Source organism: Micromonospora sp. NPDC004336 (assembly GCF_053602615.1).
In genome coordinates this window covers 1-22,088 of record NZ_JBSGDY010000058.1, presented here as the reverse complement: position 1 = coordinate 22,088, position 22,088 = coordinate 1, and the positions used below count along the sequence as shown (strand labels likewise).

The following is a 22,088-nucleotide window of genomic DNA, read 5'->3' as shown; positions in this document are numbered from 1 at the left end:
CTGCCGGATCGTTGTCGTCAGTTGCCGCCGAGATGCAGCACGGAGGTCAGGCCCTGGTTCGTCCGGCGGACCTCGGGCGCGTCCCGCCAGCGACCGAGGGTCCGCCGCAGGAGGCGGAGGTCGACCCGGACGGTGGCGGAGTCCACCAGCTGGGCCGCGGCGATCGTCTGTTCGGCCACGGCGCACGCGTGGTCCAGCTGCCGCCGGCTGGCCAGCGCCAGCGCCAGCCGCGCGCCGTAGCGGGCCCGCGCGCGGAACGCCGACGCCGGGATGCGGTCGAACTCGGGCACGAGCACCTCGGCGGCCCTCGCCGGCCTGCCCAGGTCGTGCAGGCACCAGCCGCGGACGAACGGAATCGGGTTGTGGACAGTGCTGGTGCCCAGCGGCGGCCCGGCGCCGGCCTCGACGCCGATCGAGTCGACCAGCTCCTCGGCCTGGTCGAGCGCGCGCAGGCAGCGGACCTCGTCACCGGCGAGGGCGTGGCCCTGCGCGATCCGCTGGAGCGCGAAGGCCCGCACCCGCGCCCCGGCGGGCCGGGCCAGCGCCGCCTGGCCGGCGTCCAGCACGCCGATCGCGTCCTGCCGGTAGAGCGCGATCTCGGCTGCGCGAACCAGTGCGTAGCCCGCCATCTCGGGGTCGTCGCCCGCCTCGGCCAGCTCGACCGCGAGCGCCGTCCACCAGGTGGAGGTGGTGTCGTCGCCGTTCTCCTGGGCCATCCAGCCCGCGTACTCGGCGAACCGCGCCGCCAGGAAGAGCGCCTGCGCCCGCTCGGTGCCGGACGCCCGCACGGCGCGACCGCGCAGCGCGCTCACCACCGCTGCGGCCTGCGGAAAGACCTCGGCCGGCGGGCTGGTCTGGCCGAGTGCCCGAAGGTTGGTCAACTGGCGGCGGTAGGCGTCGAAACCGTCCTGGAGGACCGCGGCCGGCGGTGCGGCGGCCACCGGGCGGGCCGTCCAGGACATCATCGCCACGGTGCCGGAGGCGAGCAGCGCGCGGCGGCTGACCGCGTGGAACTCGCCTGAGCCGTCTGGACGGGTGTGAATGGTCAATCCCTCGTCCCTCCGATCCGCTCCGGCGGTGTCGCCGGCCTCGGGCGCGCGCCGCGCCGAGACGAGCCGGAGGAGCGTGCCATCGGCGGCGAAGAACGCGTCGCAGAGTCGGGCCATCTCGAGGCTGGGTCGCTTGTGCCCCGACTCGATCTTCGAGAGGTGCCCCTTGGTGTAATTGATCTCGCGGGCGAGATCACTCAACGAATACCCCGACTCCAGGCGGAGCCGGCGCAGCTCGTCGCCGAAATTATGCGGACTGGACGGGTTTTCTTCCATGCCGGGTCACCGTGTTTCCGTCGCACAGCCGGAAAGGGACGCGGACAACGGTAGTGGCGACGGGTGACGCGGTCGAGAGCGGTTGCCCGATCGGCCAGTGAAGGTGTGCCTCAACCGGCGAGCGCGACATAGGTACCGACGCCGAGAATCGCCAGAATGGATGATCCGTAGACCAGTGCGATCGACGGACTGCGTAGCCCGCGGAGGACATCGGCGAGCCCCGGCCCATTTATCGTGAGCGTCCAGCTCGCAGTCGGCTGGCTGACAGCGTCGCGATAGAGAATGCGGTATGCGCGTTCCAGGCAGAGGTAGTAGGCGTCGAGCACGGCGAAGGCGACGATGACGTAGAACGCGATGAACACGACGATGGCCGTCTCGGCCTTCGCCCCGAACCCGAGCAGGGCCGCCGTCACCGTCACGCACCAGGTCTTCACCGCTGTCGACTGGGTCGCCAACCGGGTGATCACCGACTGGATCATCTGCAGGTACGCTTCCTCGGCCACCGCACGATTCTCCCAGCCATCATCAACCCGGGGCGGCCACCCGGGCGCGGTCGCCGACCACGAGGGGCCGCCCTCGCCGGCGTGGCGGAGGACGGCCCCTCGTGGCGTACGGGTGCGTCAGGCGACCGTGGCGGGGAACCGTTCCCAGACCCGGTGCGTGGCCGTCAGCCGCTGCACGGCGGCGAGGACGTCGCCTCCGGAGTCGCCCGTGACGACGCCGGGCGTGCCGGCCACCCCCGCCTGCCGCAGCACGGTGACGCCGGCGCCCCACGCGCCGATCGCCTTGGCGTGCCGCCAGCACTCCTCGACCAGGAGCAGCACGCGCGGATCCACGTTCGCCGAGTCGGCCGCGCCCGCCTTGGCGTCGCGGGCGGGCAGCGCGTCCGGCGCCGGTGCCGGTGCCCCGGCGACCAGGAGCACGTCGAACTCGACCGACCGCCCGGTGGCGAAGGTCCGCTGCACAGGCAGGTCACCGACCGTGCCGCCGTGCGGGGCGATCAGGAGCGGCACCATGCCGGCGGCGAACACCGCCCGCCGCACCTCGCCCACGTCGTCGAGGCGGGTGGGGTCCACGACGATCCCCACCATCCGGCCGTCGGCCGGCCACTGCCTGCCGACCTGCGACAGCGCGGCGCTGGGCGCGACGTCGGCGACCGGCACGGTGGGCTCCGGCGCGGGCAGGCCCAGGCCGGTGGCGACCTCGGCGCACAGCACCGGGTCGATGTTGGCCAGGCACCGGAGCTGGCGTTCCCTGATCGCCTGGTGGTAGCACTTGCCGAGCTCGAAGGTGTACGCGCGGATGATGTGCTCCTTCTCGACCGGCGACATGCTCAGCCAGAACAGGCGGGCCTGGCTGAAGTGGTCGTCGAACGAGACCGGGTTCGCGCGTACCTTGGGCGCCTCCGCAACCGTCACCGGCACGTCGACGAACGCGCCGTCGCCGGCACCCGCGGGGAACGGGTTGCCGCCGTCGAGGGAGTTCGGCCGGTACGGCGCGACGCCGGCGTGGACGGCCTGCTGGTGGAAGCCGTCGCGCAGCATGTCGTTGACCGGGGCGTGCGGGCGGTTCACCGGGATCTGCGAGAAGTTCGGCCCGCCCAGCCGGGTCAGCTGCGTGTCGACGTAGGAGAACAGCCGGCCCTGCAACAGCGGGTCGTTCGTGACGTCGATGCCCGGCGGCAGGTGGCCGGGGTGGAACGCCACCTGCTCGACCTCGGCGAAGAAGTTCGTCGGCGTCCGGTTGAGCGTCAGCCTGCCGACGGGCTGCACCGGCGCCAGCTCCTCGGGCACGATCTTCGTCGGGTCGAGCAGGTCGATCCCGGCGAAGGTCTCCTCGGGGGTGTCGGGGAAGACCTGGAGGCCGAGCTCCCACTCGGGGAACGCGCCGGCCTCGATCGCGTCGTACAGGTCCCGGCGGTGGAAGTCCGGGTCCACGCCGCCGAGCATCTGCGCCTCCTCCCAGGTCAGGGAGTGCACGCCCAGCTTCGGCTTCCAGTGGAACTTGACCAGCGCGGTCTCGCCGGCGTCGTTGACGAGCCGGAAGGTGTGGACGCCGAAGCCCTCCATCATCCGGTACGAACGCGGGATGCCCCGGTCGGACATGTTCCACATGGTGTGGTGCTGCGCCTCGGTGTGCAGGGAGACGAAGTCCCAGAAGGTGTCGTGCGCGCTCTGGGCCTGCGGGATCTCCCGGTCGGGGTGCGGCTTGCCGGCGTGGATGACGTCCGGGAACTTGATGGCGTCCTGGATGAAGAAGACCGGGATGTTGTTGGCGACGAGGTCGAAGGTGCCCTCGTCGGTGTAGAACTTGGTCGCGAAGCCGCGGGTGTCGCGGACGGTGTCGGCCGATCCGCGCGAGCCGAGGACGGTCGAGAAGCGGACGAAGACGTTCGTCGTCCGGCCCTTCTTGAGGAAGCCGGCCTTCGTCACGCCCTCGGCCGTGCCGTACGCCTCGAAGACGCCGTGCGCCCCGGCCCCGCGCGCGTGCACGACACGCTCGGGGATGCGCTCGTGGTCGAAGTGCGTGATCTTCTCGCGCAGGTGGTGGTCCTGGAGCAGGACCGGACCGCGCGGCCCGGCCTTGAGCGAGTGGTCGGTGTCGCGCAGCCGCGCCCCCTGCGACGTGGTGAGGAAGGCGCCCTGCTGTCCCTTGGCGGTCGTCGGGGCGCCGGTCGTCGCGCCGGTCGGCGTACGGGTCTCGGGGGCGCCCTGCTCGGCCTTGGGCGGCAGCGGGTCGTGCGGCGTGGTCGGCTCGTCGACGGTCGGTGGGGCGCTGCCCGGCGCGCCGGGCACCTCCGAGGTCAGGACGCCGGCCACCTTCTCGGCGGCGGCCCCCACGGCGTCCTTGACCGCCTTGACGGGCTTGCGGGAATCCATCTGGTGGTCCTTCCATGGAGCGGACAGGAGCAGGCCCCTGCGCCCCTACCCCCGGAACAGGGGACAAAAACGGATCGATCACCGGGAGATGGGCGACGTGCGTCTCTCCTGGGAGGCGCGCCTCGGCGCGCGCGGGCGGCGTCCCTGCGGCGGCGCACGCGGATCGCGAGCCGGCCTCTACGATTCGACGTATGGCGCTGCTGCACAAGGCGGAACTCCGTCCGACCAAACTCGAACTCCTGGCGGCGTGGCTGCCCGGCCGCCCGTGGTTCCGGGGAACGCCCGGCGCGGACGTCGTCCGGGTGGCGGCCTACCGCTTCGACGACCCGGCCGGCGAGGTCGGCATGGAGACGCTGCTCGTCAGGGCCGGCGACGGGCCGATCCACCAGGTGCCGCTGACGTACCGGGGCGCCCCCCTCGACGGTGGCGACGAGTGGCTGGTCGGCACCACCGAGCACTCGGTGCTGGGGCGGCGCTGGGTGTACGACGCGTGCGGCGACCCCGTCTACGCCGCGGCGCTGGCGGGCGCCGTGCTCGCCGGCACCGCTCAGGCGGAGGAGTACATCGAGATCGACGGCCGGATGGAGCACCGGCCGCGCAGCATGACCGTCACCAGCGCCGGCGCGTCCGGCGGCGAGGCGCCCACCGTGGGCGCGGTGCGTCAGGTGGTGCCCGACGACCCGACGCTCGTCGTCACGGACACCGTCGACCTGGTCGTCGTCCGTTGCCTCGGCGAGGGGAGCCGCCCGGAGGGGGCCGTGCTGACCGGCACCTGGGAGGGCCAGCCGGCCCCGCTGCCGCTGGCGTACGCCCGCCCGCGCTGAGCCCTCGCGCGCTGGGGCCCCCGCGCGCTGAGGTCCCGACGTCGACGGCGCTGCCACGCGGACGCCCGACCGTGGCGGCAGGGCGCCCCGGGGGCGCGATCTAGGCTGTCCACATGCCTGCTCCGCACCCGTTCGACGACCGGCTCGCCACCGCACGGGGCGGTACGCGGGCGCGGTGGCGGTGAGCCGCCCGCCCCTGCCCGGGCAGCGGCGCGGCCCGTCGACGGGCGCCGGCCGGGGGCGGACGAGCGTCGCGGAACGCTGCGCCCGGATCGCCGGGTCACGCCCGTTCGAGGTGGCCATCGTCGTGATGATCATGGCCAACGGGGTGGTGCTCGGCGTCGAGACGTACCCGGACCTCGGCGCCACGGGCCGTGCCCTGCGCTGGGTCGAGTGGCTCTTCCGGCTGGTCTTCGTCGCCGAGATCGCCGTCCGGGTGCTGGCGTACGGGCGCCGGCCGCAGGACTTCTTCCGGCACGGCTGGAACGTCTTCGACTTCCTGGTGACGGCGGCGATCTTCATACCCGGCCTGCACGGCGACCCGGCGCTGCTGCGCTTCGTGCGGGTCGCCCGGGTGCTGCGGCTGGTGCGCTTCTCCCCGGGACTGCGCACGATCGTGTCGGCGCTGTGGCGCAGCATCCCCGGTGTCGCCGGTTTCCTCGCGTTGGCCGCGGTGACCCTCTACGTCTACGGCATGGCGGGCTGGCTGATCTTCGGGGAGCGGTATCCGGAGCAGTACGGCGACATCGGCCGTTCGCTGCTGACGCTGTTCGTGCTGCTGTCGCTGGAGACCCTGCCGGACCTCATCGAGCAGGGCATGGCGGTGTCGCCGTGGACCCTGCTCTACTACGTCAGCTTCGTGATGATCACGGTGAACCTGCTGTTGAACATCCTGATCGCGGTCATCGTGAACTCGATGGAGGAGGCGCGCCGGCTGGAGATGACCGAGCGGCTGGCGCCGGACTACGACGAGGACGGCGACGGCGTGCCGGACGAGGTGGACCGGATCGCTATCACCCAGCGGCTCGACGACCTGCGGGCGGTCGTCGCCGAGCTGGAACGCGAGTTGCGCATCGACCGGGAGGACGGGCACGGCGTGCCCCGCCACCACCACGGCGAACGCACCGGCGGCCGGTAGGGCTGTACGCCGGGCACGCCGGTCGGACCGTCCGGGCCGGCGGGTCGGCCGGAGCCGCCGACCGTGCGCCGTCGCGCCGGGCATGTCCGGCGGAACGTCCGGACCGCCTGGTGACGAGCCGCCGCGCGGCCGGCCCCCGGTGCGGGGACCGGCCGCGTGGCGGTGGGTGGACGGGTCAGCCCCAGATGGCCGTGGCCCACTCCGGGTGGTCGACGAACGGGTTCCGGTTGCCCTGCCAGCGCTCGTAGATCCGCTGGTTGCGGCGCTTCTCGAAGGCGTCCGGCGGGTCGAGCTGGTTCCACTGCAGCAGCACGGACATCCGGCCGTGGTACGGCGCGCTGCCGTTGTTGACCGACTGGTTCAGCTCCAGGTCGGGCCAGCCGTCGGCGCCCTCGTACCGAATCGCCATGTACATGATCATGCGGGCCACGTCGCCCTTGACCGCGTTGCGCGGCTCCCACGAGTCGGCGTCGGTGTAGCAGCCCGGCGCCTCGGCGACGGGGCTGCCGCCGTTGTCGAAGTCCTTGTTGCCGCGCGTCGAGTTCACCGACACGTCGGTGGGCCGCAGGTGGTGGACGTCGGTGCCCGGGCCGGTGGCCGTGCCGAAGTCGCCGTGCGACTTGGCCCAGACGTGCTCGCGGTTCCAGTCGTCGACGCCGCCGCCGTTGCTGGTCTTGCTCTGCGACCGGCCGGTGTAGAGCAGGACGACGTTGTCGGCGTTCGCCGGGTCCTGGTCGGTGTCCCGCAGCGCCTCCCACACCTGGTCGTACGAGAGCCTGGTGTGCACCTTGATGATCGAGTGCAGGGAGCTGCGCAGCGCCGGGCCGGTCTTGCCGATCGCGCCGGCGTAGTAGGTGGAGTCGTACCCGTCGCCGGGCGCGGTGCCGGTCGGGCTCGGCGTCGGCGACCCGCTCGGCGTGGGCGACTGGCTCGGCGACGGGGTGCTGCCGCCGAGGCTCATCGCCGTCGGGCTCTTCAGGCCGCCGTGGCTGAAGTACGCGGTCAGCGTGCCGGTGGCGGTGACCCGCTGGCCGCGCAGGCCCGGGTTGGTGAGCAGCCCGAAGGCGCTCCGGTACGCGGTGGTGACCTGGACGTAGAGCATCCTGCTCGTGCCGGTCTCGGCCGCCGTGTCGGCGATGGCGATCGCGGTGTCCGAGGTGAAGCCCGACCGGAGCACGGTCGTGGCGCTGGTCGGCTGGCCGATCACGTAGCCGGTCACGGTCGCCGTCCGGCCGTCCTGCGTGGCGAGCGCCTGGGCCACGGTCAGGGTGGTGGCGGCGGACGCCACCGTCGTCGTCACCACCACGGGCGCCACCAGCACGACGGCCAGCGCGAGGGCCAGCGCGAGCCGGCCGGGCCCGAAGCGGGTACTGCTCTTCGTATTCATGGACAGCGATGCTAGTGGGGCGCGGGTGAACGCCGGGACAGCGGGAGCGCAACATTGCGGGTGCGACCCCGCCGGTCCCGGTCACGCCCGGGTCGCGCCCCGTGCGGTCCGTGCTGACCGGCCCGACCCACAGGTGCGGCCCACCGCCACCGACGGGGCCCGCTGTGGCGCCCGCACCAGGAAATTCACGCGCCGGGCCGCCCGGTCGCCGGGTGCCGGCGCGGTGGCGGGCGTAGGGTGGCGTGCGTGGATCAAGAGGACCGCATCGCCCTGTTCCTCGACTACGAGAACCTCGCGCTGGGGGCGCGCGACCACCTCGGCGGCGCGGCCTTCGACCTGCGCCCCATCGCGGACGCCCTGGCCGAGCGCGGCCGGGTGGTGGTGCGCCGGGCGTACGCCGACTGGTCGTACTTCGACGAGGACCGCCGGATGCTCACCCGGTCGCACGTCGAGCTCATCGAGATCCCCCAGCGCATGGGCGCCTCGCGCAAGAACGCCGCCGACATCAAGATGGCCGTCGACGCGGTGGAGCTGGCGTTCGAGCGCAGCTACATCTCGACCTTCGTCATCTGCACCGGCGACAGCGACTTCACGCCGCTGGTGCACAAGCTCCGCGAGCTGAACAAGCGCGTCATCGGCGTCGGGGTGGAGAAGTCGACCTCGGCGCTGCTGCCGCCCGCGTGCGACGAGTTCCTCTACTACGACCGGCTGGAGGGCGTGGACGTCGCCCCGCCGCGGGCCCGGCGCGGCCGTCCCGCGCGGCCGTCCGGCCCCGAGCTGCCGCCGGCGGAGCCGGAGCAGGAGCCCGAGACGCAGCCGGCGGCGGAGGAGGAGGCCGCGCGCGACGTGGACACGCTCGCCGTGCTGGTGGCGCAGACCGTCGCCGGCCTCCAGGGCAGCTCCAGCGGCGAGGTGACCGCCTCGACGCTGAAGCGCACGCTGCTCCGGAAGGACCCGACGTTCAGCGAGTCCGACTACGGTTTCCGCACCTTCGGCGAGCTGCTGCGGCACCTCGCCCAGCACAACGTCGTCGAGCTGGGGGAGGGGCCCGCCAAGGGCGACCCCGAGGTCTCCCTGCCCGAGCACGGCGACCGCGAGGTGGCGTTCGGGCTGCTCGGCTCGGTGGTGTCGGACCTGGCGGGCGACGAGGGGGCGGTGGCGTTGTCCGGTCTCAAGAACCAACTGCGCCGGGCCCGCCCCGACTTCAGCGAGAAGAAGCTCGGCTACCGCAGCTTCCTCCAGTTCTGCAAGGCCGCCGCCACCAGCGGCGTGGTCGACCTGCGGTGGAGCGCGGAGGCCGACGACTACCTGCTCACCCCCCGCACCGCCTGACCCGCGGCGCGAGCCGGCCCGCCGTACGCCTGCCACCGGTGCCCGTCGCCCGGGCGCCGCTCCCTCCTGGACGTTTGAAGTCCGCGCGGATCGGAGAAGGTGCGCTCGCGCGGGCAGAGCCGCCCGCCGGCTTCCGGGAGGTAGCTCATGACACGGATGGTGCGGGCGGCGGCGCTCGTCGGGGTGGTCGCCCTGGCGGTCAGCGGCTGCGGAGGCGTCGGGGGCGACGACGCGGGCGGGGGCACGGCCACCCGGGGGACCCTGAGCACGATGGGGTTCGGGCTGTCCGACGAGATCGCCGGCACGCGCGTCGACGCGTTCAAGCGCGACCACCCGGACGTCGACCTGAAGATCGTCGAGGGGGCCTTCGACGAGCAGCAGTTCCTCTCGGCGGTCGCCTCGGGCAACCCGCCCGATCTGGTCTACCTGGATCGCAAGCTGATCGGCACGTACGCCAGGCGCGGCTCCGTCCAGCCCCTGACGGACTGCGTCGAGAAGCAGGACATCGACATGGGGCAGTACCGTCCCGCCGCCAAGGAGCAGGTCACCCTCGACGGCACCGTCTACGGCATCCCCGAGTTCTCCAGCGTCCGGGTGGTCTATCTCAACGAGGCGCTGCTGCGGCAGGCGGGGCTGACCCCCGACGACGTCGACCTCGCGAACTGGGCGGGGCTCCCGGCGCTCAACGCCAGGCTGGCCGGCGTCTCCGGCGGCCGGCTCTCCCGCATCGGCATCGACCCGAAGATCCCCGAGTTCCTGCCGATGTGGGCCCGGGCCAACGGCGTCGACATGATCTCCGCCGACGGGACGAAGGCCAACCTCGACGACCCGAAGGTGGTCGAGGCGCTCACCACCGGCCTCAAGCTGATCCAGGACCAGGGCGGCTGGGGGAAGTTCAAGTCCTTCCGGGACACCTTCGACTTCTTCGGCGCGCAGAACCCCCTCGCCAGGAACCAGATCGTCGCCTGGCCGATGGAGGAGTGGTTCCTCAACCAGGCCGCCAAGAACACCCCGAAGGCCGAGCTGGTCGTCAAGCCGTTCGTCGACCGGCAGGGCAAGCCGGTGACCCTCTCCTCCGGGCAGGCCTGGGTCGTCCCCAAGGGCGCGAAGAACCCGGACGCCGCCTGCGCGTTCATGAAGAAGGTCACCGCCACCGACACCTGGGTCGCCGCCGCGAAGGCCCGCGCCGACGCGCGCAGGGCCGCCGGCCAGCCGTTCACCGGCGTCTACACGGGCAACGTCGCCGCCGACAAGCGGATCTTCGACGAGCTCTACCAGCCCACCGGCAACAAGCGCTTCGACGACGCGGTGGCCACCATCCGCTCGGTGCAGGACGCCGCGTTCGCCATGCCCGCCTCGCCCGCCGGCGCCGAGTTCGACAAGGCCTGGACGGACGCCGTCAACCGGGTCCTCGCCGGCCAGGCGCAGCCGGCGCAGGCGCTGGCCCGCGCCCAGCAGGAGGCGACCGCCGCCCTGGACAAGGCGTCGAGGTAGGCCCGGGGGATGGCCACCACCACCGTCCCCGCCCCCGCCGGCCGGCGGGGTCGCACGCCGCTGGCCCGGCGGGAGGCGCGCTGGGCGTACGTCTTCCTGGCGCCGTGGATCGTCGGGTTCCTGGTCTTCAACGCCGGGCCGATGATCGCCAGCGCCTGGCTCAGCCTCACCGAGTACGACGTGATCAACGCCCCGCGCTACACCGGCCTGGAGAACTACCGGGAGCTGATGGCCGACCCGATGGTGGCCCGCAGCCTGGGCAACACCGTCTACTACACCGTCCTGCACGTGCCGCTGGTGATGGCCATCTCGCTGGGGCTGGCGCTGCTGCTCAAGCGGGTGGGCCGGTTGCAGGGCTTCTTCCGTACCGTCTTCTACCTGCCGGTGATGACCCCGGCGGTGGCGGTCGGCATCCTGTTCCTGCTCCTGCTCAACACCCAGGACGGCCTGATCAACCGGGGCCTCGCGCTGGTCGGGGTCGAGGGCCCGAGCTGGACCACCGACCCCGACTGGGTGCTGCCCGGCATCGTCCTGATGAGCCTGTGGAGCCTCGGCTCCACCGTCATCATCTACCTGGCCGCGCTGCAGAACGTGCCGCGCGACCTGTACGAGGCGGCCAGCATCGACGGCGCCGGCGGCTGGGCCCGGTTCCGGCACGTGACGCTGCCGATGATCTCCGGTGCGCTGTTCTTCACCCTGATCGTCAACACCATCGCGTCCCTGCAGATGTTCACCGAGGTCTACACCATGTACTTCGGCAACCGGCAGACGCAGGGCTCGTTCAACAGCGACGCCGCCTCGTTCTACGTCATCCACCTGTTCCAGGAGGCGTTCCAGTTCCTGCACATGGGCTTCGCCTCCGCGATGGCCTGGCTGCTCTTCCTGATCATCCTGGTCATCACGCTCGTGCAGGTGAAGCTCAGCAACCGGTTCGTGTACTACGAGGGGGACCGATCGTGACGCGCGAGTGGGGACGGCGCGGCGCGGCCCGCGCGCGCCGGGCCGGGGCGGGCCGGTCGTGACGGCCGCCGTCGAGCGGACGGTCGCCGCTCCCGTACCGGCCACCGCCCCGCCGCCCGCCGGGCGCCGACCCGCGGCGGGGGAGGCGAGGCGACCGCTCTGGCAGCGGGCGCTGTTCGTGGTCGCGCTCGTCGGCGCCGCCGTGGTGTTCATGCTGCCGTTCGTCTGGCTGATCAGCGCCTCGCTGCGGCCCCGCGAGTACGTCTTCTCCACCGGGTTCCTGCCCACCCCGTTCGCGCCGGGAAACTACGCCGACGCGTGGGACGCCGTGCCGATGGTCACCTGGCTGCTCAACAGCCTGGTCGTCGGCGTCGCGGCGGCGGTCGCGGTGACGCTGTCCAGCGCGTGGGTGGCGTTCGGGTTCGCGTACTTCCGGTTCCCCGGGCGGGACCTGCTGTTCGGGCTGGTGCTGGCGACGATGATGCTGCCGTTCGCGGTGACCATGATCCCGACCTACCTGATCTGGTCGGAGCTGCGGCTGACCGACACGCAGGTGCCGCTGTGGGCGGGCAACCTGTTCGGCTCGGCGTTCTACATCTTCCTGCTGCGGCAGTTCCTGCTCTCGCTGCCCCGCGAGTACTTCGAGGCGGCCCGGGTCGACGGGGCGAGCTATCCGCAGCTGTTCTGGAAGCTGGCCTTCCCGCTGATCCGTCCCGCCCTGCTGGTGGCGTTCGTCTTCGAGTTCAAGGCGAGCTGGACGGACCTGATGAAGCCGCTGATCTACCTGCGCGACGAGGAGCTGTACACGCTGCCGCGCGGGCTGAAGGTGGTGCTGGACCGCTTCGGCTACGGCGGCGAGCAGCAGTGGGAGGTCGTGCTCGCCGGCAGCGTCATCGCGACCGTACCGATGCTGGTGCTGTTCTTTCTCGCCCAGCGGCACTTCGTCGAGGGCATCGCCACCACCGGGCGCAAGGGCTGAGCCGGCTCCGGACCGGCCCCGTGTCGCGGCACGGGGCCGGCCGGGCCGGTCAGGGGATCGTCAGGCCGTACGCGGCGAGGATCTCGGTGATCGGCTGGTAGTAGGTGGTGCCGCCGGTGGTGCAGTTGCCGCTGCCCCCGGAGAGGATGCCGATGATGGTGCCGGTGGCCGCGACGTAGAGCGGTCCGCCGCTGTCGCCGGGCTCGGCGCAGATGTTGGTCCGGATCAGGCCGGTGACGCTGCCCTCGGCGTAGTTGACGGTCGCGTTGAGCCCGGTCACCGAGCCGCAGCGCACCCCGGTGGTGGCGCCGCTGCGGCAGACGGCCTGGCCGACGTACGCGTTGCCGGCGCCGTAGACCGTCAGCAGCCCGGGGTGGGTGTAGACGGCGCTGGGATGGGCGATCCGGCTGGTGTAGCGGACCAGCCCGTAGTCGTTGCCGGGGAAGCTGGTGCCGGTCAGGGTGCCGAGGACGGTGGTCTGCGCGCCGTCTGCGTACCAGGTCGACGCGGCGGCGGCGCAGTGGCCGGCGGTGACGAAGTAGGCGGTGGTGCCGCTGCGGACGTTGGCGCCGAGCGAGCACCGCCCGCCGCCGCCGTAGACGGCCTGGCCGGCGGCGATGAGGACGCGCAGCCGCCCCGGCTCCCGGCGCAGCACCGCCCCGGCGCGCGCGGCCGTCGCCCGCAGGGCCGCCACGTCCCGATCCGACACGGTGTCGTCGACGGTCAGGGTCATCCGCCCGGTGGCGGGGTCGAGCCCCCAGGCGGTGCCGGCGGTGCGTACCGCCGCGAGCGCGGCCGCCGCGCGGTCGGGGTCGGCGTGGGCGGGCGCCGGCAGGCCGAGCAGCAGCGCGGCGAGCAGGAGCAGGGCGAGCGGGAACCGGCGCATCCGAACCTCCGATAGATCCGTCTCTGTCGATCCCGTACAGAATCCACCCGGGACCGCCGGGAGGACAAGCCGCGACCGGCGGGGCCCGCGCCGCCGGCCCGCCGGGGTGCGACGGCGCGGTCCCGGCACGCCGGTCGTGCCGGGACCGCGTCAGGTCACGCGCCGCGCACCCAGCCCACGGTGAACCGGGCGAAGACGATCTGGCCCGCGCCGATCTCGTAGAGGTTGCCCACCTCGCCGTTGGCGAGCACCGCCATCGTCGAGTAGCCGGCCGCCCCGGGGCGGACCAGCGCGCGGGCCGGCCAGGTCGCCCCGTCGTCGGTGGAGAGCCGCACCGTCAGGTTCTCCCGCGCCGTCGGGTGCGCGTTGTTGCTGAACAGCGCGGTACGGGTGCGCACCGGCGCCCCGTTCGCGCCGACCTGCGCCGGGGTCAGGTACGACAGCTCGTCGGCGTTGCACAGCGGGTCGGTCAGCGCGGCGCTGGCCGTCGCCGCCCCGAACGTGGCGCCGCCGTCGGTGGAGGTGGAGTAGTAGCGGTACCGGGTGCCGTTGTGCCGCATGTTCTGCACCACGGCTCCCGTGCCCCGCTCGACCGCCTTGCTCTCGTTGATGTTCGCCCCGGCGGAGCCGCCGCGCCGCCAGGTGCGGCCGTGGTCGTCGCTGTACACGTTGGCGGCGTGGCTGGTGCCGGCCGCGTCCCGGTAGGCGATCGGCTGCACCAGCCGGCCGCTGCTGGTCTGGATGCCGTGCCCCGAGGAGAAGAACACCTGCCGCCAGGCAGGGTCCTTGACCGCCGGGTTCAGCTCCACCGGCGCGCTCCACGTCGCCCCGTGGTCGGTGCTGGTGATGTACCGCAGGTGCATGCTGTTGGGGTCGCCGGCCGCGTTGCTGCCCGACGAGCCGGACCAGAAGCTGATGCCCGGGCGCGGGGAGTAGGTGTAGAAGCAGTAGACCGTGCCGGTGGTCCGGTCGACGAGCAGGCTCGGGTCGCCGACGCCCTCGCTGGTGGTCGGCGGGGCCAGGATGACGCGGGGCTGCTCGAAGGTGCGGCCGCCGTCGGTGCTGCGGGTCATGGCGAGCTGGATGTTGTTGGTGCCGCCGCCGAGGTCGTACGAGCCGTCGACCCGGGCGTCGGCGACGGCGATGATCGTGCCGTTGCCGGTGACCGCCATGCCGGGGATGCGGACGGAGGCGACGGTGCCGTCGTAGCGCCCGTTCGGGCCGTTCAGGCCGCGGATGACGGTGCTGGTGCTCATCAGCGTGGTGTGGTTGAGCCGCGGCGTGCCGGGGGCGAGGCCGCAGGTGGCGGTGCCCCGGTGGGTGGTGTCGAAGCCGGTGGCGGTCGTGCGCAGCTCGTACGCGGTGCCCGGCGGGACCGTCCAGTAGTGCAGGGTGTTGCCGCCGGCGGCGACGGTGCGCGTCCACGGCGACCCGGACCGCCCGGGCCAGGTGACGGTGAACGTCCGGCTGGTGGTGGTGCGGTTATCCAGGGCGAGCTGGAGGCGGCCGGCGGTGCAGTCGACGCTCACCAGCGCGGACATGCCGGTACCGCAGTGGAAGATGCCGCCGACCTCCTCGTCGAGCCCGGTCGGGGTGGTGGTGCGCAGCGTGTACGGGGTGCCCGGCGACAGGGTCCAGTAGAGCTCGTCGGCGGCGCCGGGGGCGACGGTGCGGGTCCACGGCGAACCGCTGCGGTCGGGCCAGGTGACGGTGAAGGTCTGTGTCGCGGAGCTGCGGTTGTCGAGCAGCAGCGTCAACCGGCTGGTGGTGCAGTCGGCGCCGACGGTGGCGGTCACACCGGCGGGCGCGGCCGACGCGGCCGGTGGGGCGGCGAACGTGCCGGCCGTGGCGGCGAGCGCCAGGGCGACGGCGAGGGTCAGGGATCGGGGCAGGGGCACGGGGGCACCTCCAGGGGACGGTAGTCGTAAGACGTACGACGTCCGATGAACGTAAGGGCGGTGCCGCGTCCGGTCAAGACATCGACGAAAAGTACTGCGCCCGCCGCCCCGGCCGACCGTCCCCGGTGGGCCGACCCGTCAGCGACGCGCGGCGGCGTGCCGGAGCGCGTCGAGCGGGGGGGCCGCGCGTCAGCGGCGCGCGGCCGCCGCGTGCCGGAGCGCGTCGAGCAGGCCGCGCAGGGCGGGCTGGTCCAGCGTGGACCCCCGCACCGCCGCGTGGATCGGGCGGGCCGGCCTCGGGTTGCGCAGGGCGCGCACGACCACGTCGGGGTGCGGGCTGTCCAGGCCGGTGCGCGGGACCACCGCCACCCCGAGCCCGGCGGCCACGAACGCCTGCGTGGTCGGGTAGTCCTCGCTCTCGACCGCCACGTGCGGGCTGAAGCCGGCGGCGCCGCACGCGTCCCGCACCACCTCCCGGCACGGGCCGGCGGGCTCGCTGCCCACCCACGGCTCGTCGGCGAGGTCGGCCAGGTCGAGCTCCCGCCGGCCGGCGAGCCGGTGCCCCCGGGGCAGGACGGCGAGGTAGGGGTCGTCGAGCAGGTGGACGAGGCGGAGGCCGTCGCGGCCTGCCGGGCCCCGGTGGTGCACCACGATGGCGAGGTCGGCCTCGCCCCGCTCGACGGCCGGCAGCGGGTCGTCGGGGTCGACCAGCCGCAGGTCGACGCGGACGTCGGGGTGGTCCCGGCGGAACCGGGCCAGCGCCGGCGGCACCAGGGCGGCGCCGGCCGTGGCGAAGTAGCGGACCGCCAGCCGCCCCGTGCGTCCGGCCCGCAACTCGGCCAGGGCCGTCTCGGCCTCGGCGAGGTGCCGGCCGATGACGGCCGCGTGCTCGGCCAGCAGCAGCCCGGCCGCCGTCGGGCGTACGCCCCGGCCGGAGCGTTCCAGCAGCGCGACGCCCGCCTGCCGCTCCAGCGCGGCGACCTGCTGGCTGACCGCGGAGGGCGTGTAGCCCAGGTGGGCCGCCGCCGCCGTCACCGACCCGCCGGTCACCACCGCGCGCAGCACCTGCATCCGCCGTACGTCAAGCATGTAGCTGACCTTAACAGTTGAGCAGAAACATTCACTTGTCCTGTCGGGCCGGCCGGGGCACGGTGGAGCAGGCAGACGGTCGACGACGGTGGAGGCGGCGATGGGCGGGGGACCGTGGGCGGTGGCGCGGCTGGGCGTACTGGCCCTGCTGTGGGGCTCGACCTTCCTGTGGACCAAGGTGGCCCTGGCGGAGCTGTCGCCCGCCCAGGTCACCTTCGCCAGGTGCGCCGTCGGCGCCGCCGCGCTGCTGGCCGCCTGCCGCTGGGCGGGGCACCGTTTGCCCCGCGACCGGGCGACGTGGGGCCGGCTGGTCGTGGCGGCCTTCTTCTGCAACGCCCTGCCGTTCGCGCTGTTCAGCCTCGGCCAGCGGACCGTCGACTCCGGGGTGGCCGGCGTGCTGAACGCGACCACGCCGTTCTGGGCGCTGCTGCTCGGCGTCGCCCTCGGAGCGGAGCGGGCGCCGCGTCCGGTCCGGCTGGCCGGCCTGTCGCTGGGCTTTGCCGGCGTGACTATGATCTTCGCGCCCTGGGGCCGGGCGGGCCTCGTCAGCGCGGACTCGCTCGCCCTCCTCGGGGCCGCCGCCAGCTACGCGGTCGGCTTCGCCTGGATGGGCCGCGAGCTGGCCGGCCGGGGCGTCCCCGCCATCTCGCTCTCGGCCGCCCAGCTCGTGGCCGCCACCGGGTGGAGCCTGCTCACCCTGCCCGCCGGCGGCCTGACCGTGCCCCGGCCGACCCCGTGGACCGCCGTCGCCGTCCTCGTCCTCGGCGTGCTCTGCACGGCGGTCACCTTCCACCTGACGTTCCGCGTCATCGCGGAGGAGGGCGCGACCAACGCCGCCGCCGTCGGGTACCTGCTGCCGGTGGTGTCCGTGGCGCTGGGAGCCGCGTTCCTGGGGGAGAGCCTGACGCTCCGCACGGTCGCCGGAATGCTCGTCGTGCTCGCCGGGGTGGCCCTGACGCGACGCGGGACGGCGCCGCCGCCGACGCCGGGGGACGAGGCCGCCACCCGGGCGCCCGGCGCCGCCCTCAGGGCAACGGAAGGGACAGGCCCCGGGCGTGGTCGGTGAGGGCCGCGCCGACCACTGTCGCCTCCAGCGGCAGCACCTCCAGGCAACGACGCACGGCGGCGGCCATCAGGGCGTTCGGCACCCGCATCGACAGCGTGCAGTGCGGCACCCAACGCCCCGGCTGGTAGTGCTCGACCAGCCCGATCCCGGCCTCGGCCAGCCGCCCGTGCACCCGCGCGTGGTGCGCGAGCAACTCGGCGGTGGGGGTGGGGCCCAGCCAGAGCACCCGGCCGACGAACTGACCGGCGTGCTGGAAGCTCAGCCGCAGCGGGGCGGCCACCACCGTGCCGCGCAGCGCCGCCGCCACCCGCTCCGGATCGAAGCGGGGCGCGACGGCGAGCGAGACGTGCGGCCGGTGCCGCTGCTCCAGCAGCGAGCGCATGCTCTGCACGCCCTCGGACTCCAACGCGTCCCAGAGCACCCGGATCCGTCGGGTGGCGTCGGTGTCCAGGTAGAGCTCCAGCGCTGCGACCACATGATCACTTTAGGACGCGGCGGTCAGGGCACGACGACGGCCCGACCCTCCAGCGTGCCGTCGCGCATCTTCCGGTACGCGACGATCGCCTCGTCGAGCCCGAAGGTGGTCGCCTTCGGCTTCACCAGGCCACGGGCGCCCAGCTCGAGCACCTCGATGAGTTCCGGCCGGCTGCCCCAGTAGGTGGTCTGGATGCTCACCTCGTACGGCACGGAGAAGAAGCCCACCGGCAGCGTGCCGCCGCCGATGCCGACGATGGTGAGGTCGCCGACGGTGCGGGCGGCGGCGGCGCCGAGCGCGAGGGTCGGGTCGGCGCCGACGAAGTCCAGGATCACGTCCGCGCCCCGGCCGCCGGTGGCCCGGCGGATCTCCTCGGCGGTGCCGGAGCCCGAGAGCATGGTCAGGTCCGCGCCGCACTCCTCGCCCAGCCTCAGCGCCTCCTCGCGGGTGTCCACCGCGATCACCCGCGCCGCGGTGGTGGCCTTGAGGATCTGCACGCCGACGTGGCCGAGCCCGCCGACGCCGATCACCACGGCGGTGCTGGTCGGGCCGAGCTTCGGCCAGGACCGGCGGATCGCGTGGTACGGGGTGAGCCCCGCGTCGGTCAGCGGCGCCGCCAGCACCGGGTCGAGCCCGTCGGGCAGCGGCACGACCTGCCGGGCCTGCGGCACCAGCATGTACTCGGCCATGCCGCCGTCCAGGCCGAGGCCGCCGCCCCCGCCGGGCACCGGCGCCCCGGCGGGGTTCTCGCAGTACGGGTCGACCCCCACCCGGCAGCGGGCACAGGTGCCGCAGCCCCACGGCCCGTACACGGCCACGGGCTGGCCCACCGTCAGCCCGGTCACCCCGTCGCCGAGGGCGTGCACCCAGCCGGCGTTCTCGTGGCCGAGCGTGAACGGCGGGTTCCAGGGCACCGCGCCGGCCTCGAAGTCGTGCATCAGGTGCAGGTCGGAGTGGCACGCCCCGGCGGCGCCGATTTTCACCACCACCTGCCCCGGGCCCGGGGTGGGCTCGTCGACCTCGACCAGTTCGGGTTCCGACTTCCAGTTCGGCAACCGCAGCGCACGCATGGCCGTCTCCTGTCCTCCGGTTCTCGCCTGCGGTTCCTCGCCTGCCCGCTCAGCACCAGGTCAAACGACCTCTGCCGCCCCCACGGGCGCCACCGGCATCCCGCGCGCGGGCAAGGGACGGTGCGGCGCGCCTGAGCAGTGGGGCGAAGGTTGCCGGTGGGGCGAGCGGGTCGATGGTCGGCGGGCATCAGGGCTGGCCGGTGGGACCAGGCTGGTCACCGGGGCGGGGCGGGGCGGGGCGGGGCGGGGCGGGGCGGGGCTGGTCGGGGTGGGGCGCTGCGCGGCGCGGGGCGGGACGTGCGGGTCAGCGCTCGTCGCCGCTGCCCGGGGAGCGCCCGGCGCGGTCGGGCGAGGCGTGGACGCCGTCGGGGGTGAGCTGGATGCCGGACGTCACCTGGGCGCCGGGCGCCGGGGGTCGCCCGGTCGGAACCGACGGCGACGCCCCGGGTCGACCGGTCGGCCGGGCGGTCGGATCGACCCCGGGGTGGCGGGTCGGTGTGCCGGATCCCGCGGGATGCTCGGGAGCGTCGCCCAGCACCTGGTCGCAGAGGCCGGCCACCTTGCCGCGGCCACCGGCGGCGCGGACGAGGTCGTCGAAGACCGGCTTGTCCAGGGCGCGGTCCGGATCGTCCCCGTCGGCCCGGTAGGCCCGGCACAGCTTCGCCACCGCCGCGTGCTGCTCCGGCGGGACGGCCACGGTGGAGCCGGGCGCGGCGGGCCGGTCCCCGGCCCCCGTGGGGGAGGCGGTCGGGGCGGGGACGGACGGAGCGGGCGCGGTGGCGGACCCGGTGGCAGGGGCCGGGGCGGGGCCGCGCAGCGGGCTTGGCAGCGTGCCGCCGGTGGCGGCGAACGCCACCCCGCCGGTGACGGCGAGGGCGGCCCCGGCGATCGCCGCGCGGATGCCGAGCCGGGCGAGCATCGGGGACCGGCCCCGCGCCGGCCCGCCGACGGGACTGCCCGCCCGGGCCAGCCGGTATGCCCGCACCGCCGCGTCCTCCCCGGCGAGCTCACCGGGAAGGGGCGCGGCCCGGACCGCGGTCAGCAGCGACGCGACCGGCCGCGGGACGTCCTGCGGGTCGACGACCGGACCGCCGAGCAGCCGCTCGACGGTTTCCTGGTCCATCCGGTGTGCTTTCATCTCGTGTCCCTCAGCGCCACCGGCCGTCGGGACGTCACACGGGCCGGGTGTGACGTCCGACAAACAGCGGGCCCGGGACGGTGCGCGGATGGCCCCCGGGGCGGGGTCAGCCCATGGTCTTGGCGCCGTCGATCGACTCGCGGATGATGTCGGCGTGCCCCGCGTGCTGGGCGGTCTCGGCGATCAGGTGCAGCAGGACGCGGCGGACCGACCACGACGCGCCCGGCTCGAACCAGGGCGCCTGCGGCAGCGGGTGGGTGGCGTCGAGGTCGTGCGTGGCGATCAGCTCGTCGGTCGCGGCGGCCACCTCGTCGTAGTGGGCGAGCAGCCCGGCCAGGCTCTCGCCGTCGGTCATCCGGAACTGCCCGGCCCAGTCGAGGGGCTCGCTGTTCATCGCCTCGGCGCCGCCGACCGCGAACCGCGCCCACCGCTGCTCGACCGTCGCCACGTGCTTGATCAGGCCGCCCAGGCACAACTCGCTGACCGTGCTGCGGGTGGCGGCCTGCTCGTCGGTGAGCCCCGCGACGGTCTGCCGCAGGAACCCGCGGTGCAGGCGCAGGGTCTGCGTCAGCTCGGCCCGCTCCCCGGTCAGCTGCTCGGACATCGTCATCCCCGTCACCCTTCTCCGGTCGTCCAGTCTGGAGTCACCCTAGGCCCTGCCACCGACAGGAAGACGCGGGGCGTGCGCCGGTTTGCGCCAGCGGTTGCCGATTCGTCCGGTACGGGGTTCAGTGAACTACATGGGTGTCATCAAGGTGGGCACGTCGTCCTGGGCGGACCAGATGCTGCTGCGCTCGGGCTGGTACCCGCGCCGGGCGAACACGCCGGCCGGCCGGCTCGGCTTCTACGCCGAGCGGTTCCCCATGGTCGAGGTGGACACCTCCTACTACGCGGTGCCCGTACCGGAGACGACACAGGGGTGGGTCGACGCCACGCCGGAGGGGTTCACCTTCGACGTCAAGGCGTTCAGCCTCTTCACCGGCCACCCGACGCCGGTGGCGATGCTGCCCCGCGACCTGCGCCCCGCCGGCGGCCCGAGTCGCGTCCGTTGGCGGGACCTGCCGACGGCCGCGTACGACGAGCTGTGGGACCGGTTCCGGGCGGCGCTCGAGCCGATCGCGGCGGCCGACCGGCTCGGCGCGGTCCTGCTCCAGTTCCCGCCGTGGCTGGCGCGCGGCGCCGCCGCCGAACGACGCATCGCCGAGGTGGCCGAGCGCTGCCGGCCGTGGCGGGTCGCCGTCGAGTTGCGACACGGATCCTGGTTCGACGGCACGGCGGCGCTGGAGACGCTGGGCTTCCTGCGGGAACGCGGCCTGTCGTTCGTCTGCGTGGACATGCCCCAGGGGCACCCGTCGTCGGTGCCGCCCATCCTGTTCGCCACGTCGGAGCTGGCGGTGGTCCGCTTCCACGGCCACAGCACCGCCTGGGAGACGGGGAACAAGCAGGAGAAGTTCCGCTACGCGTACGGCGACGAGGAGCTGCGCCGCTGGTCGGAGCTGCTGGCCGAGCTCGCCGGGCAGGCCGACGAGCTGCACGTGCTGTTCAACAACTGCTGCGGCGACCAGGCCCAACGCGACGCGGAACGGCTGGCCGGGCTGCTGGGCGTCGAGCCGGTGGGCCGACCGGCCCGGGCGCAGGCGGCGTCGTCCGCCTGACAGGTTTTCGCCGGGACCGGTCGGGTACCGCCGGGGGCGTCGACCGACGGGAGGAACCACCCATGAGTGAGCAGCGGCACGAGCGGTCCGGTGACGAGATGCCGGGCGTACCCCGGGACGCGGCGGCGCGCGAGACCCGGGAGGCGCAGGAGGCGCACGGCGGCAGCATGGCGCCCGGGCTGGTGGACGACACCGGGCACCCCGTCGCGCCGTCGCCCGGCGCCGAGGAGGACAGCACCGGCGGCTGAGCCGGAGGAACCGAGGCGGGCCCGGGGTGCAGCGTGGCTGCCGCCCCGGGCCGCCCTTATTCCGTCGCCCCGGCCGCGTGCCCTGCGACATGATCGGTCGGTGCCGGAATCGTCTCGCGCGCTCCTGCGTTGGCAGTTCGACCTGACCTGGCTTGATCTTTAACCTGTGCGGCGTGGCCTCGGGTTATTCGAAGTCTTCGTTTTCTGCGTGCCACCTTTCGATTTTGTCCTGGTCGCGGCGGTGA

Annotated in this window: 20 protein-coding genes; 9 read left to right on the top strand and 11 right to left on the bottom strand. The window is 73.8% G+C overall.

The genetic code is table 11. From position 1 onward, the window contains the following. Positions 1-17: 17 nt before the first annotated feature. The 3 genes from ACWENR_RS14985 to ACWENR_RS14975 all read right to left on the bottom strand — a co-directional run bounded on the left by ACWENR_RS14985 (position 18) and on the right by ACWENR_RS14975 (position 4,204). Entirely contained in the window at positions 18-1,325 is a 1,308-nt protein-coding gene (locus ACWENR_RS14985) for a helix-turn-helix domain-containing protein (RefSeq protein ID WP_452277557.1), read from the bottom strand. 110 nt (positions 1,326-1,435) lie between these two features. Then, positions 1,436-1,828, bottom strand: coding sequence for a hypothetical protein (locus tag ACWENR_RS14980; protein ID WP_452277556.1), 393 nt, complete (start codon positions 1,826-1,828; stop codon positions 1,436-1,438). A 117-nt stretch (positions 1,829-1,945) separates the two neighbouring features. Further along, a complete protein-coding gene (locus ACWENR_RS14975; RefSeq protein ID WP_452277555.1) occupies positions 1,946-4,204 on the bottom strand; it encodes a catalase in 2,259 nt (752 codons plus the stop codon). Positions 4,205-4,395: 191 nt separating this feature from the next. On the opposite strand from ACWENR_RS14975, the gene ACWENR_RS14970 reads away from it, so the two are divergent. Both ACWENR_RS14970 and ACWENR_RS14965 read left to right on the top strand, forming a co-directional pair. Beyond that, positions 4,396-5,028, top strand: a complete 633-nt coding sequence (locus ACWENR_RS14970; protein WP_452277554.1) for a CG0192-related protein — start codon at positions 4,396-4,398, stop codon at positions 5,026-5,028. A gap of 175 nt (positions 5,029-5,203) precedes the next feature. Continuing rightward, on the top strand, positions 5,204-6,166 hold the full coding sequence (locus ACWENR_RS14965) for an ion transporter (protein WP_452277553.1): 963 nt from the start codon (positions 5,204-5,206) through the stop codon (positions 6,164-6,166). A 175-nt stretch (positions 6,167-6,341) separates the two neighbouring features. Here the strand turns inward: ACWENR_RS14965 and ACWENR_RS14960 are convergent, their stop codons facing one another. Further along, a complete protein-coding gene (locus ACWENR_RS14960) occupies positions 6,342-7,553 on the bottom strand; it encodes an endonuclease (RefSeq protein WP_452277552.1) in 1,212 nt (403 codons plus the stop codon). 246 nt (positions 7,554-7,799) lie between these two features. Here ACWENR_RS14960 and ACWENR_RS14955 point away from each other — a divergent pair, with 246 nt between their 5' ends. From ACWENR_RS14955 to ACWENR_RS14940, 4 genes are all read left to right on the top strand, one after another. Further along, positions 7,800-8,885 (top strand): NYN domain-containing protein, encoded by a 1,086-nt coding sequence (locus ACWENR_RS14955; RefSeq protein WP_452277551.1) that lies wholly within the window; start codon positions 7,800-7,802, stop codon positions 8,883-8,885. A 147-nt stretch (positions 8,886-9,032) separates the two neighbouring features. Then, positions 9,033-10,379, top strand: coding sequence for an extracellular solute-binding protein (locus tag ACWENR_RS14950; protein ID WP_452277550.1), 1,347 nt, complete (start codon positions 9,033-9,035; stop codon positions 10,377-10,379). 9 nt (positions 10,380-10,388) lie between these two features. Beyond that, the gene (locus ACWENR_RS14945) at positions 10,389-11,339 is read left to right on the top strand and encodes a carbohydrate ABC transporter permease (RefSeq protein WP_452277549.1); all 951 of its coding nucleotides are present in this window, start codon (positions 10,389-10,391) and stop codon (positions 11,337-11,339) included. A 58-nt stretch (positions 11,340-11,397) separates the two neighbouring features. Then, positions 11,398-12,318 (top strand): carbohydrate ABC transporter permease, encoded by a 921-nt coding sequence (locus ACWENR_RS14940; RefSeq protein ID WP_452277548.1) that lies wholly within the window; start codon positions 11,398-11,400, stop codon positions 12,316-12,318. Between the two features lie 49 nt (positions 12,319-12,367). Here the strand turns inward: ACWENR_RS14940 and ACWENR_RS14935 are convergent, their stop codons facing one another. The 3 genes from ACWENR_RS14935 to ACWENR_RS14925 all read right to left on the bottom strand — a co-directional run bounded on the left by ACWENR_RS14935 (position 12,368) and on the right by ACWENR_RS14925 (position 16,191). Then, positions 12,368-13,204: a S1 family peptidase gene (locus tag ACWENR_RS14935; protein ID WP_452277547.1), complete on the bottom strand. Its 837-nt coding sequence runs from the start codon at positions 13,202-13,204 to the stop codon at positions 12,368-12,370. 155 nt (positions 13,205-13,359) lie between these two features. Then, positions 13,360-15,102 (bottom strand): exo-alpha-sialidase, encoded by a 1,743-nt coding sequence (locus ACWENR_RS14930; RefSeq protein WP_452277546.1) that lies wholly within the window; start codon positions 15,100-15,102, stop codon positions 13,360-13,362. Between the two features lie 189 nt (positions 15,103-15,291). Beyond that, the gene (locus ACWENR_RS14925; protein ID WP_452277545.1) at positions 15,292-16,191 is read right to left on the bottom strand and encodes a LysR family transcriptional regulator; all 900 of its coding nucleotides are present in this window, start codon (positions 16,189-16,191) and stop codon (positions 15,292-15,294) included. Positions 16,192-16,291: 100 nt separating this feature from the next. Between ACWENR_RS14925 and ACWENR_RS14920 the strand changes: the two genes are divergently transcribed. After that, positions 16,292-17,257, top strand: a complete 966-nt coding sequence (locus tag ACWENR_RS14920) for a DMT family transporter (protein ID WP_452277544.1) — start codon at positions 16,292-16,294, stop codon at positions 17,255-17,257. On the opposite strand, the gene ACWENR_RS14915 is transcribed toward ACWENR_RS14920, so the two are convergent. From ACWENR_RS14915 to ACWENR_RS14900, 4 genes are all read right to left on the bottom strand, one after another. Beyond that, positions 17,217-17,732 (bottom strand): 2'-5' RNA ligase family protein, encoded by a 516-nt coding sequence (locus ACWENR_RS14915; protein ID WP_452277543.1) that lies wholly within the window; start codon positions 17,730-17,732, stop codon positions 17,217-17,219. The two genes, ACWENR_RS14920 and ACWENR_RS14915, sit on opposite strands and share 41 nt — an antisense overlap. Positions 17,733-17,755: 23 nt before the next feature. Continuing rightward, entirely contained in the window at positions 17,756-18,802 is a 1,047-nt protein-coding gene (locus ACWENR_RS14910) for an NAD(P)-dependent alcohol dehydrogenase (protein WP_452277542.1), read from the bottom strand. A 304-nt stretch (positions 18,803-19,106) separates the two neighbouring features. Further along, positions 19,107-19,925 carry a hypothetical protein gene (locus ACWENR_RS14905; protein ID WP_452277541.1) on the bottom strand — a complete coding sequence of 273 codons (819 nt, stop codon included), beginning with the start codon at positions 19,923-19,925 and terminating at the stop codon, positions 19,107-19,109. A gap of 121 nt (positions 19,926-20,046) precedes the next feature. Beyond that, positions 20,047-20,550 carry a DinB family protein gene (locus ACWENR_RS14900; RefSeq protein ID WP_452277540.1) on the bottom strand — a complete coding sequence of 168 codons (504 nt, stop codon included), beginning with the start codon at positions 20,548-20,550 and terminating at the stop codon, positions 20,047-20,049. A 130-nt stretch (positions 20,551-20,680) separates the two neighbouring features. On the opposite strand from ACWENR_RS14900, the gene ACWENR_RS14895 reads away from it, so the two are divergent. After that, positions 20,681-21,595 (top strand): DUF72 domain-containing protein, encoded by a 915-nt coding sequence (locus ACWENR_RS14895; protein ID WP_452277539.1) that lies wholly within the window; start codon positions 20,681-20,683, stop codon positions 21,593-21,595. Positions 21,596-21,657: 62 nt separating this feature from the next. Beyond that, complete coding sequence (locus ACWENR_RS14890; protein WP_452277538.1) at positions 21,658-21,843, top strand: hypothetical protein; 186 nt, start codon at positions 21,658-21,660, stop codon at positions 21,841-21,843. The last annotated feature ends 245 nt before the right edge of the window (positions 21,844-22,088 follow it).

Bases quoted from the DNA above. Each gene is read 5' to 3' on its own strand.
- ACWENR_RS14970 (WP_452277554.1), top strand. From the start codon at position 4,396: ATGGCGCTGCTGCACAAGGCGGAACTCCGTCCGACCAAACTCGAACTC.
- ACWENR_RS14945 (WP_452277549.1), top strand. From the start codon at position 10,389: ATGGCCACCACCACCGTCCCCGCCCCCGCCGGCCGGCGGGGTCGCACG.
- ACWENR_RS14925 (WP_452277545.1), bottom strand. From the start codon at position 16,191: ATGCTTGACGTACGGCGGATGCAGGTGCTGCGCGCGGTGGTGACCGGC.
- ACWENR_RS14960 (WP_452277552.1), bottom strand. From the start codon at position 7,553: ATGAATACGAAGAGCAGTACCCGCTTCGGGCCCGGCCGGCTCGCGCTG.
- ACWENR_RS14910 (WP_452277542.1), bottom strand. From the start codon at position 18,802: ATGCGTGCGCTGCGGTTGCCGAACTGGAAGTCGGAACCCGAACTGGTC.
- ACWENR_RS14935 (WP_452277547.1), bottom strand. From the start codon at position 13,204: ATGCGCCGGTTCCCGCTCGCCCTGCTCCTGCTCGCCGCGCTGCTGCTC.
- ACWENR_RS14900 (WP_452277540.1), bottom strand. From the start codon at position 20,550: ATGACGATGTCCGAGCAGCTGACCGGGGAGCGGGCCGAGCTGACGCAG.
- ACWENR_RS14985 (WP_452277557.1), bottom strand. From the start codon at position 1,325: ATGGAAGAAAACCCGTCCAGTCCGCATAATTTCGGCGACGAGCTGCGC.
- ACWENR_RS14950 (WP_452277550.1), top strand. From the start codon at position 9,033: ATGACACGGATGGTGCGGGCGGCGGCGCTCGTCGGGGTGGTCGCCCTG.
- ACWENR_RS14920 (WP_452277544.1), top strand. From the start codon at position 16,292: ATGGGCGGGGGACCGTGGGCGGTGGCGCGGCTGGGCGTACTGGCCCTG.
- ACWENR_RS14975 (WP_452277555.1), bottom strand. From the start codon at position 4,204: ATGGATTCCCGCAAGCCCGTCAAGGCGGTCAAGGACGCCGTGGGGGCC.
- ACWENR_RS14895 (WP_452277539.1), top strand. From the start codon at position 20,681: ATGGGTGTCATCAAGGTGGGCACGTCGTCCTGGGCGGACCAGATGCTG.
- ACWENR_RS14890 (WP_452277538.1), top strand. From the start codon at position 21,658: ATGAGTGAGCAGCGGCACGAGCGGTCCGGTGACGAGATGCCGGGCGTA.
- ACWENR_RS14905 (WP_452277541.1), bottom strand. From the start codon at position 19,925: ATGGACCAGGAAACCGTCGAGCGGCTGCTCGGCGGTCCGGTCGTCGAC.